Raw genomic sequence first — 11063 nt, 5'->3', positions numbered from 1 at the left:
CACTGATCAGAGGTGCATCCCCTCCCCGTCGATCCGCAGGCCCGATGCGCGCTCGCCGAGGATGAGCTTAAGGTTCGCCCGCGCGGAATCGCGCAGGTTGCCGAGCACCTTGGGGTCCTGCGGCGTCGTCTTCAGGGATAGCTGCGTGATCGCCATGAACATGCCGACCATCGCGGTCTGTTCGTACAGCTTGCGCTTTTGCGCCGCCGGGATCCGTTGGAATCCCCGGTTCTGGAGCAATCCCCGACGCACCTGCGAAACCAGCTTGAGGAAAACAGGGTCGTCGATCTCGATGCCGTGCAGCACCATGTAGTTGCCCGCGATATAGGCCGACACGCCGTTCGCCACGTCATTGTCCGGCAAGTCGAGCTTGCGCTGGAGCTTCTGGAACATGTCGAAGGATTGCAGATAGCTGGCCTTCATCTTCGCCCTGGCGTCGGGCGAGAAGTGGGTAGCAAGCTCGGCCGCGTTGATGTCGATCTGCGGGCGGCTGCCCGCAACGATCGTCGTCGCGGCCGGGGCGGTCCTGCCGGTTCCGGCCCGCGAGGAACCGCCTCCACTCGATTGTCCGGAAAAGGGTGTCGTGTTCCCGCCGGGGAACATCGGAACCATGATCGTCGGAAAGAGCGGCGCCGTCGTCCCGACATATTGCGCGACGGCGGGCGGTGCGCATCCCAGGGTACAGATAATTGCCGCCGAGAACACCGCGCAGGAAAACCACCGCATGGGCATCCCTTCCCCCAGATCGGTCGATCCCTCGACCGGCTGCGCGGCGAGCGCCAGCGCGCGCTGATCTACGCGGGCGGCCCGCTATGCGACAAGCGCACAGCGCGCAAGGTCCAGGCCCGGTGAGACGAGCCCTGCATTATCCGGGTCGTATAACGCACCAACTCGTCTTGCTCGCCCGATCGTCCTCGTTCGGCACCTGATGGAGGCGCGTCACGGGAAAGCAAGCGGGCGGCCGGTCTGCACCGGCCGCCCGAGGTTGGGGATCCCAGGCCGAGGCCTGGGCAGGGGAAGTCAGAAGCGTCCGCGAATACCCACCAGGACCTGCCGCCCGGGGTTGTACTGGTTGAACGTCGCGTTCTCGAACTGGAAGTAGCTGCCCTGCGCTTCCTTGGTGATGTTGATCACGTTGAGCACAAGGGTCGGCAGGTACTTGTTGTCGAAGACCTTGCCGAGATCGAGGCTTCCCGAGAAATCGAGCTGCGAATAGTCGCGCCCGAAGATCGCGCCGCCGCCGCCGGACAGGCCGTTCTGGCCCGGGAGCGTGCCTTGGGCGCCTTCGTTGAAGGTATAGGTCAGCCGGGCAGAAACCCCGTGATTCTCGTAATAGCCGGTCAACGTATAGGTGGTCGGCGCCACGCCCAGCGCGACGGCCGGCGCGCCGGTGCCTTCGCCCTTTTGGTCGATCAGCGTCAGATTGCCCTGGAAGCCGAAGCCCGTCACGCCTGCCCAGCTGGTCAGGAAGTCGAGCGGCTGGGTGATCTGGAACTCGAGGCCGTTGACCTTGAGCTTGCCGTCCGAATTGACCTGCTGCTGGATGAGGATCTCGACATCCTGCACCGACTGGCCCGGCAGCGCCCGCGCCTGCAGCGCCCCCTGTTGCGCCTGGGTCAGCGAGTCGAAGGTGATGCCGTAAGGCGCGAGGAACGAGAAGGGCACGCGCCGCGTGCCGTTCACCGTGAAGCCGGTGATCGACTTGCGGAACGCCGCGAACGCGATCACGCCCTCGCCGCCGGTATAATATTCGAAACCGAGGTCGATATTGGTCGAGATGTACGGATCGAGCTCGGGGTTGCCGACCGTGCCGATATCGGCGGAGGGCTGGACGAAGCTCGCCCCCGGCAGCAGCGCGTTGGGATCGGGCCGGGTCATCGTCTTCGAAACCGACCCGCGCACCACCGCTTTGCCCGCGAAGTCGAAGGCGAGGCTCGCCGAGGGCAGGAAGTTCGAATAGACCGTCCGCGTCTTCGGGAAGGTGATGGTGTTCGGATAGCGGCCGCCGTCCGCGATCGTCGCGTTGCGCGGATCGGGGACGCTCACGCGGCCCCCGATGATCTGCTCGGTGCGGACATAGCGCAGGCCGCCGTTGAGGCGCAGCGTGTTGTCGCCCACGTCGATGACGCCGTTGGCTTCGGCGAAGGTGCCCGTCACCTTCTCCTGGACCAGGCCGCCATTGGCGCCGCTGCTCCCCGAGCCGACTTCGGTCGCCTGCGCGAGCAGCGCGTCATAGCCGGTCGCCTGGCGGAACTTGTCCCAGTCCACCGTGATGAAGCCGTTGCTGCCGGGCAGCAGATAGCCCGGCACCGCCGCGGTCGGGACCAGCGACCCGGCATAGGTGATCGGCGCGCCACCGGCGGTGAAGTTGGTCCCGTAGCCCGGGAAGGTCGGGAAGCCGGTGGGCGGAGTCGAGCCGGGCTGGCTCAGGCCCGTGCAGGGCGTGGTGCCCGTGTTCGGCGCCGGCAGGGTGACGCTGGGACCGTTGCCGCAGATCGCGTTCTGCCACGGGTTGGTGTTGTCGAACGGCGTGATCCGCCGCATCGTATCGTCATAGGCGCCGCCGACGCGGACGCTGAAGCGCGCCGCATCGCCGAAGAGCAGGCTGCCGCGGATACCCTTGGTCTCGGTCTCGCGATCCTCGCCGTTCAGATTGACGCGGCCACCGCCGGCCCAGCCGAAGTTCGCCGGGTTGTTGAGATCGACATTCGAGGTGATCTGCGGGATGCCGCCGTCGTTGACATAGGTGGCGGTAAGGCCGCTGCTGGGCGGGGTGATCACCAGCACGGTCGGGCTCTCGCGGTGGAAGGTGCTCTTGGTGTAATTGGCCTGGAGGTCGCCCTTGATATAGTCGTTGACGACGAACTCCATACCGGGATTGACGCCCCAATATTCCTGCGTGTCGTGATAGGGACGATATTCGAGGAAGAACTGGGCATTGGCATAGGTGCCGCCGGTCACCACGCAGCCCGCCGTGCAGTCGCTGCGGTCATAGGTGGTGTTGAGCGGAATGGCCGCGCCGTTGCGCACCACCCAGTTCATCGAGGTGCGCGTGAACTCGGTCTCGCGCCGGCCGTACATGCCGTCGACATAGAAATGGAGCGCATCGCTCGGGCGCCATTCGGCCGAGGCGAGGAAGCTCTTACGATCGCGATAGCCGACCTCGGTCCGCGGGCGGCCGAGACGCGGAAGCAGGCCGTTGTCGATCTGCTCGATCGTCGCGCCCGGATTGCGCGCGAGCAGAAAGGCCTGGTCGATCACCGCGCCGGTGGTGAGCCCGTTGCCGGCATTGGCAGGAACGGTGGCGGGAATGGTGAAGTTGCCGCCGCCGGTCGCATTGGCGCCGGTCGGGCGCTGGGCCGCGCTGAGATTGGGGTTGGTCCAGCCGATCGTCTCGAAGCCGTCGATGTGGAACTCGTTGCGGGAGAGCGAGGCACCGGCGAGGATGCCGAAATTGCCGAAGGTGGTGCTGGCGAGGACGTGGCCGCGATAGCCCCATTTGTCCGCCGAGCTCACTTTCGAGCCCTGCAACCCGTAGCTGACATAGGTCTCGGGATTGTCGAACGGCCGCGCGGAGCGGAGGTTGACCGTGCCGGCGGCGCCGCCCTCCACCTGGCTCGCGACCGGCGACTTGCTGACGGTCAGCTGGGTGAACAATTCGGTGGGCAACAGGTCGAGGTCGACTTCGCGGTTGGTGCTCTGGGCGTCGAAGCGCACCGAGGCGACCGCGACCGGCGCGCCGTTGAGCAGCACGCGGGTGAAGTTGGTGCCGAGGCCGCGGATCGCGACGTTCGTGCCCTCGCCGGTCACTTCGCGCTGAATGGTGACGCCGGGGATGCGGTTCACCGACTCGGCGATGTTGGTGTCCGGGAACTTGCCAATGTCCTCGGCGAAGATCGTGTCGGTGAAGCCGATCGAATTGCGCTTGGCGTTGGTCTGGCTCTCGAGCGAGGCGCGATAGCCGCTGACGATGATCTCTTCACCCGCGGCCGGCTCGGCCTGCTCCGGAGCGGCGGCCTGATCCTGCGGCGCCGGGCTCGCTTCCGCGGAGGCGGCAGGCGCGCTCGCGGAGGATCCCGAGGTCTGCGCCAGCGCCGGCCAGGCAGTGGTTGCCAAAAGCGACGCCGTGAGCAGAGCCCCACGCCGCACAAGGATGCACTTGGTCCCAAGCATTGATTTTCCTCTCCCGTCGCACCCGCGCGCTCTGGCGCAGGAGCCGCCGATGTTAGCGGTCACATTGCTTTTGTATGAGTTAAGCCGCCCGACGTCAATTCTCGCCGACGCCACGCCGAAACAGCTCGTCGACGGCGAGGAGGAAGTTGGCGTGAGGCTCCGTCAGCCGCTACAGCCGCGCCCATGTTGCGCATCACCGAACTGACGCTGCCGCTCCATCACGCGGAGGAGGCGCTGCCCGCCGCGATCTGCAGGCGGCTGCGCATCACGCCGCGCGAGCTGATCCGCCACGTCGTCGCCCGCCGCGCCAACGACGCGCGCGACAAGGCCGACATCCAATTGGTCTATTCGGTGGACGTGAACGTGAAGAACGAGGACGCGGTGCTCGCCCGCTTCCGCAAGGACCGCAATGTCCAGCGCACGCCCAACACGCACTACAAGATCGTGCCGCAGACCCTGCCCGCCGGCGCGCTCCGCCCGGTGGTGGTCGGCGCGGGCCCGTGCGGGCTGTTCGCCGGACTGATCCTCGCCCAGATGGGGCTCCGCCCGATCATCCTCGATCGCGGCAAGGTTGTGCGCGAGCGTACCAAGGACACCTGGGGCCTGTGGCGGCGCAGCGTGCTCAACCCCGAGAGCAACGTCCAGTTCGGCGAGGGGGGCGCGGGCACCTTCTCGGACGGCAAGCTCTACAGCCGGATCAAGGATCCGCGCCATCTCGACCGCAAGGTGCTGACCGAGTTCGTCAAGGCCGGCGCCCCGCCCGAGATCCTCACCGAAGCGCATCCGCATATCGGCACCTTCCGCCTGGTGACGATGGTCGAGAGCATCCGCGAGACGATCGAGGGGCTGGGCGGCGAATATCGCTTCTCCACGCGCGTCGATGGGCTCGACATCGCGACCGACGCCGAGGGCAAGCGCCGGATCCGCGGGCTCCACCTCCACACCGGCGACACCCTCGAAGCCGACCATGTCGTGCTGGCGATCGGCCACAGCGCGCGCGACACCTTCGCGATGCTCCAGGCGGCGGGCGTATATGTCGAGGCCAAGCCCTTCGCGATCGGCGTGCGGATCGAGCATCCGCAATCCTGGATCGACAGAGCGCGCTTCGGCGCCGATGCCGGCAACCCGATCCTGGGCGCCGCCGAATATCACATCTCGCATCATTGCAAGAACGGCCGCACGGTCTACAGCTTCTGCATGTGTCCCGGCGGCACCGTGGTCGCGGCGACGTCGGAAGAGGGCCGCGTCGCCACCAACGGCATGAGCCAATATTCGCGCAACGAGCGCAACGCCAATTCGGGCTTCGTCGTCGCGATCGATCCGGCGCGCGACTATCCCGGCGATCCGCTCGCCGGCATCGCGTTCCAGCGGCACTGGGAATCGCTCGCCTTTGTCGCCGGCGGCTCCAACTACAAGGCACCCGCGCAACGGCTCGGCGACTTCCTCGCTGGCCGGCCGTCGGAATCGCTGGGCACGGTGATCCCCTCCTATCGCCCGGGCGTGCACCCGACCGACCTGGCACAATGCCTGCCCGGCTTCGTGGTCGAGGCGATGCGCGAAGCGCTGCCCGTCTTCGGCCGGCAGATCCCGGGCTACGACCATCCCGATGTCGTGATGACCGGCGTCGAGACGCGCACCTCCTCGCCGGTGCGCTTCACCCGCGGCGATGACTTCCAGAGCCTCAACACCGCCGGCCTGTTCCCTGCCGGCGAAGGCGCGGGCTATGCCGGCGGCATCCTCTCGGCGTCGGTGGACGGGATCAAGGTCGCCGAGGCGGTGGCGCAGAGCCTCGGCCGTTGAAACGGCGCCACGTCCGATGACGCTGATCCTGTTCAACAAGCCGTACGGCGTGCTCTGCCAGTTCACCGACGAAAGCTCGGCACGCCCGACGCTGGCGGAATTCATCCAAGTGCCGGGCGTCTATCCGGCGGGGCGGCTCGATCTCGACAGCGAGGGCCTGCTCCTGCTCACCGACGACGGCAGGCTGCAGGCGCGGATCGCCGATCCCCGGTTCAAGATGCCCAAGACCTATCTCGTGCAGGTCGAAGGTGAAGTGGCGGAGGCGAGTCTGGAATCGCTACGACGCGGCGTCCGGCTGAAGGACGGGCCCACCCTGCCCGCCCAGGTCGAGCGGATCGACGATCCCGCGCTCTGGCCGCGCGATCCGCCGGTGCGCTTCCGCAAGACCGTACCCGATTGCTGGCTCAAGCTGACGATCCGCGAAGGACGGAACCGGCAGGTGCGCAGGATGACCGCCGCCATCGGCCACCCGACGCTGCGGCTGGTGCGATGGCGCATCGGCGACTGGACGCTGGACGGGATCGCTCCGGGGGAATGGCGTCACTTTTCGCCGTGAGACACGAACTCGACCAGGCGGCCGTCGGGGTCGAGCGCGTAGCCGGCATAATAATTGGGATGGAGGTGCGGCGCGAGCGCCGGAGCGCGGTTCGGCGCGCCTCCCGCCGCCGCGATCCGGGCATAGGCCGTGTCGACGGTGGGACGATCCGGCGCCGTGAAGGCGAAATGCACGTCGCGCGACGGTTCGCCCTCGGCGAGCCAGAAATCCAGCCGGCCTTCGTGGCCGAAGCCCTTGCTGGGCCCATTCACCACCAGTGCGTAGCCGAGAGGCTCGAGCACCGCGGCATAGAAGGCGACGCATTCGTCCATGCGCCGGGTTCGCAGTTCGAGATGATCCAGCATGTCGATTCTCCTGTCTATTCCTGAGTGAGATGGTCGAGGCGGTTGCGCCCGCAGACCGGGATCGCGACCCGTGCGCCCCGCCAGCGCGCGGCCTGGCCCAGCAGGCCGGCGAACCCCACCGCGCCGGCCGGCTCGACCCGATGGCCCAACGCCGCCTCGAGCATTCGGACAGCACGGACGATGTCGGCTTCGTCGACCAGGACGACCTCGTCCACGACCCGCCGGACCGCCTCGACGGCGGAGTCGATCGGGACGCGCACCGCGATGCCGTCCGCGATCGTCCGGGGCGAGGCCAGCGGATCGAAGCCCTCGCCCAGCACGGCCCGCCCCATGTTGGGCGCGCCCGTAGCGGCCACGGCGACGATGCGCGCGCCAGGGTGCGTCGCCTTCATCCAGCACCCGATTCCGGCAGCCAGCGCACCGTTGCCGAGCGGCACGAACACCACATCGATCCGGGCCTCGGCTTCGGTCAGCTCGACCGCGAGCGTTCCCGTTCCTTCCGCGATCTCGGCGCGCGCGCCGTCCTCGATATAGACCGCGCCCGTTTCCTCGGCGTGCCGGCGCGCGGCGTCCTTCGCATCGTCGAAGTCATGGCCGGACAATTGGACCGTGGCGCCCAGCGCGCGCATCGCATCGACCTTGCAGGGAACCGCCGTCTCGGCAGCGAACACGGTCAGGCTGCAGCCATGCACGCGTGCGGCCCAGGCCATCGCCTGCCCGAAATTGCCCGCCGAACCGCAGACGAAGCGGGTTCCCGGCGGATAGGATCGGACCAGCACGCCGGCGCCGCGCCCCTTGAACGAGCCGATCGGGTTGGCGGTCTCGTCCTTTAGCAGGAGGTCCAAGTCGAGCTCGCGCGACAAGGCGGCGGGGTGCTCGATCGGGCTCGCGAGGAAGACCGGGTCGATTTTCGAGCGGGCGGCAAGCACGCCCTTTGCGGTGAGAGTCAGCATGGGAGCAATCTAGCGCCGCGGAGGGCCGATTATCGGCGACCCTTCAGCCGTTCGCGCAGATTCTCGGATGTATTGTCGCCAGTATCGCCGTAAATCGGCGCAATGGATCTCGATGGATTCGACCGCCAGCTGCTCAACCTCCTCCAGCAGGATTCCGCGCCCACCGCGGAGCGGCTGGCCGAGAAGGTCCCGCTGTCGCCCTCCGCCATCCAGCGCCGCGTCAAGCGGCTAAAGGACGAAGGCTATATCCTCACCGAGGTTGCGGTGGTCGATCCGAAGAAGGTGGGGCGCCCGACCTTCTTCGTCGTTTCGCTGGAGATCGAGCGCGAGCGCCCCGAGCTGCTGGCGTCGCTGCGCGCCTGGCTGGCGGCGCAGGACGAGGTCCAGCAGGCCTATTACGTCACCGGCGCGGCCGATTTCGTGCTGGTGCTGACCGCGCCGGACGCCGAGGCCTATGACGCGTTCATGAACCGGCTCGTCGCCGAGAACCCCAATGTCCGGCGCTTCACCACCAATGTCGCGCTGGGGGTGGTCAAGCGGAGCCTCGCGGTGCCGGTCCGCTCAATCGGTGCCGACGGCTAGCGCCTCGCCCGGCTTCGCCGCCCGCCGTCCGGCGGGGCGCATCGTGGCGAATGCGAGGATATAGGCATAGGCGACCAACGCAGCGGCGAAGCTCCATTGGAGCCCGGCATGATCGGCGATCTGCCCCGCGAGCAACGGCACGACCGCCCCCGCCCCGATCGCGACGCACAACAGGCCCGAGGTGGCGGAGGCCGAGGCGTCGGAGCGTTCGAGCGTGAGCGAGAAGATCGCCGGGAACATCACTGAGTTGAACAATCCCACCGCGAGCAGGCACCAGGCGCCGACGGGCCCGGGCAGGACCAGCGCCGAGGCGCAGAGCACCGCCGCCATGCCCGCGGCACCGCCCAGCAGCAGCGGCGCAGAGACGCGGCGGAGCAGCCAGCTCCCCGCGAACCGGCCAACCAGCGCGCCGCCCCAATAGAAATTCGCGACGTAAGCGCCGGCATCGGCGAGCGCGAGATCCAGCGTGCCGGGCGATGCCAGATAGAGGATCAGCACGCTGCCGATCGACACTTCGGCGCCGACATAGAGCGCGATCCCTCCCGCACCGAGCAGCGCCCAGCGCGACCGCAGCGCCGCGAGCAGGCCCGCGCCGCGCGCGTCCGCCACGGACGCCGCGCCGATCTGGCGCCGGGCAAGCAGGACGAGCAGCGCCAGTCCCAGCAGCAGCCCGCCGATGATCAGGAAGGCGCGATTGACCGCGGCGATGCCGGCCGCCTGCGCCGCGCCTGCGCGCAATCCATCGCTGCCGAGGACCAGCCGCGCGCCGAAATGCACCCCGCAGACCATGCCCAGCGAATTGAAGGCGTGGGCGAGCGTCAGCCGGAAATGGCTGTGCTCGGGCGGGCCCAGCATCGCGGCCAGCGGATTGGCGGCGACCTGCAGCGCCGCCACCCCGCTCGCGAGCACGAACAGGCCGGCGAGCACCAGGGCGAAATGCGGCATCCAGGCGGTGGCCTGGATGATCGCGCAGCCGAGGATCATCGCGCCGATCGCCAAGAGGATCGCGCGGAAGGCTCCGAGCCGGGCGAGCAGCAGGGCCGCCGGCAACGACATGGTCGCGAAGGCGAGGAACGACACGATCTGGGTGAACAGGGCCGCGGTGTAGGACAGGCCGAAGATCGCGCGCATCGCCGCGATCAGCGGATCGTTGTTGGCGCAGATGAAGCCCCAGGCAAAGAACAGGGCCGTGACCGGCACGAATGCCGCGGCGGCGCGGGGCTGTCGAAATGTCACCGCGCCCCGCGCCAGCGGAACGTCGCCGCCGCATTGGGCGCGAGGGTGTAGGCGAAATGCCCGCCATCGGCCTGCACCGTCACGGTCTCCGCCTGCGCGCCGGCATTGAAGGCGAGCAGCACGCGCGTGCCGTCGGGGTTGTGGAAGGCCACCGTCTCGATGCCGCCCGGCCGAGTGTCCGAGGCGATGCGCCGCGCGCCGCGTGCGACGAAGCGACTGGCATGGCCGAATGCGTAATATTCGACGTTGCGGGTAACGGCGCCCGTATTGCTGTCGATCGTCACCACGCCGCGGCAATTATCGCAGCCGCCGAGATGCGGCCCGTATTTCTCGTCGAGCGCGAGGTTCCACATCAGCACCCCGCGCGCCCAGTGGCGCGGCGCGCCGATGACGAGGTTGCGCATCGTCCACGCCCAGCTGTCGGGCCAGGCCTTCGACCATTCGCCGCCCGAGCATTCGGTGAAGAACACGTCCTTATCGGGATGCTTGTCGCGCACCACGCTCTGCGCCGGGACATCGCCCTTGTAGCAATGCCACGCCACCCCGGCGACGTGGCGCGCCGCCGCAGCGTCGGCGAGCACGCCGAGCGGCTGTTCGGGCAGGTCCCAATTATGGTCCCAGTCGAGAATCCGGGTCCTCAGCCCCGCGCGCTCGAGCTCGGGGCCGAGCAACGCGATCGCCCGGGCGCGCTGGGCCGGGCTCAGCCGCATGCCGGGATAGTTCTCCGGCTCGAAATCGGGCTCGTTCTGGATGCTGAGATAGTCGATCGGGCCGATCTCGGCGGCGAAGTCCTGCACGGTGCGGCGCAGATAGGCGGCGAAGGGCCGATAGGCGTCGTCGCGGAGCGTTCCCTTCACCAGCGAATCGGTGGTCTTCATCCAGCCGGGCGCGCTCCACGGCGAGACCATCACCGCGAGCGCCGGATTGATCGCGCGCGCCGCGCGGACGGTGGGCAGGACCTCGGCCCGGGCCGGCGCGATCGAGAAATGGGCGAGCTCCGGATCGCGCTCGCCCTTCGGCCGGTCGTCATAGCTGTAATGGGTGCGCGAGAAGTCCGACGCGCCGATCGTGACGCGGGTGAAGGAGAAGCCGATCCCCTGCGGGCCGAACAGGTCGGCGAGCAGGGCGTCGCGCTGCTCGGGCGTCATCCTGCGCTGGATGAGCCAGGCCGAGGCGTCGGTGATCGCCGCGCCATAGCCGACCATCTCCTGAAAAAGCTGCGCCGGATCGACGGTGATCGCGCCCGCGACCGTACCCGGCTGCCATGCCAAGGGGGCCTGTTGCGCGAGCAGCGCCGACTGGTCGGGCAGCGTCAGCCAGACCTCGACCGGCGGCGACGCGTCGACGGCCGCGTTCGGGCGCTCCACGGGCGCGCATGCAGCCAGCGCCAGTGCGCAGAATCCGGCCAGAAAACGCATG

General features: G+C 68.3%; 9 protein-coding genes. 3 read left to right on the top strand and 6 right to left on the bottom strand.

The window, feature by feature from the left end; all coding sequences use genetic code 11:
• Positions 1-6: 6 nt before the first annotated feature.
• Together MT490_RS15270 and MT490_RS15265 are read right to left on the bottom strand one after the other, a co-directional pair.
• Complete coding sequence (locus tag MT490_RS15270) at positions 7-705, bottom strand: DUF6683 family protein (RefSeq protein ID WP_297389521.1); 699 nt, start codon at positions 703-705, stop codon at positions 7-9.
• Positions 706-1020: 315 nt separating this feature from the next.
• Positions 1021-4116: a TonB-dependent receptor gene (locus tag MT490_RS15265; RefSeq protein ID WP_297389518.1), complete on the bottom strand. Its 3096-nt coding sequence runs from the start codon at positions 4114-4116 to the stop codon at positions 1021-1023.
• 240 nt (positions 4117-4356) lie between these two features.
• On the opposite strand from MT490_RS15265, the gene MT490_RS15260 reads away from it, so the two are divergent.
• Together MT490_RS15260 and MT490_RS15255 are read left to right on the top strand one after the other, a co-directional pair.
• Complete coding sequence (locus tag MT490_RS15260; protein WP_297389515.1) at positions 4357-5973, top strand: NAD(P)/FAD-dependent oxidoreductase; 1617 nt, start codon at positions 4357-4359, stop codon at positions 5971-5973.
• 16 nt (positions 5974-5989) lie between these two features.
• Positions 5990-6529: an rRNA large subunit pseudouridine synthase E gene (locus MT490_RS15255; protein WP_297389512.1), complete on the top strand. Its 540-nt coding sequence runs from the start codon at positions 5990-5992 to the stop codon at positions 6527-6529.
• Here MT490_RS15255 and MT490_RS15250 read toward each other — a convergent pair.
• Both MT490_RS15250 and MT490_RS15245 read right to left on the bottom strand, forming a co-directional pair.
• On the bottom strand, positions 6514-6873 hold the full coding sequence (locus MT490_RS15250) for a VOC family protein (RefSeq protein WP_297389510.1): 360 nt from the start codon (positions 6871-6873) through the stop codon (positions 6514-6516). The two genes, MT490_RS15255 and MT490_RS15250, sit on opposite strands and share 16 nt — an antisense overlap.
• A 14-nt stretch (positions 6874-6887) precedes the next feature.
• A complete protein-coding gene (locus MT490_RS15245; RefSeq protein ID WP_297389507.1) occupies positions 6888-7826 on the bottom strand; it encodes a pyridoxal-phosphate dependent enzyme in 939 nt (312 codons plus the stop codon).
• Between the two features lie 102 nt (positions 7827-7928).
• Between MT490_RS15245 and MT490_RS15240 the strand changes: the two genes are divergently transcribed.
• The gene (locus MT490_RS15240; RefSeq protein ID WP_297389504.1) at positions 7929-8408 is read left to right on the top strand and encodes an Lrp/AsnC family transcriptional regulator; all 480 of its coding nucleotides are present in this window, start codon (positions 7929-7931) and stop codon (positions 8406-8408) included.
• Here the strand turns inward: MT490_RS15240 and MT490_RS15235 are convergent.
• Both MT490_RS15235 and MT490_RS15230 read right to left on the bottom strand, forming a co-directional pair.
• Entirely contained in the window at positions 8388-9644 is a 1257-nt protein-coding gene (locus MT490_RS15235) for an MFS transporter (RefSeq protein ID WP_297389501.1), read from the bottom strand. The genes MT490_RS15240 and MT490_RS15235 overlap by 21 nt on opposite strands.
• Complete coding sequence (locus MT490_RS15230; protein ID WP_297389498.1) at positions 9641-11062, bottom strand: glycoside hydrolase family 30 beta sandwich domain-containing protein; 1422 nt, start codon at positions 11060-11062, stop codon at positions 9641-9643. Before MT490_RS15230 ends, MT490_RS15235 begins: the two co-directional genes overlap by 4 nt.
• Position 11063 lies beyond the last annotated feature (1 nt).

The sequence above is a fragment of the Sphingomonas sp. genome (genome assembly GCF_026460985.1).
Classification (GTDB): Bacteria; Pseudomonadota; Alphaproteobacteria; order Sphingomonadales; family Sphingomonadaceae; genus Sphingomonas.
This window is presented reverse-complemented; position numbering and strand designations above follow the sequence as displayed.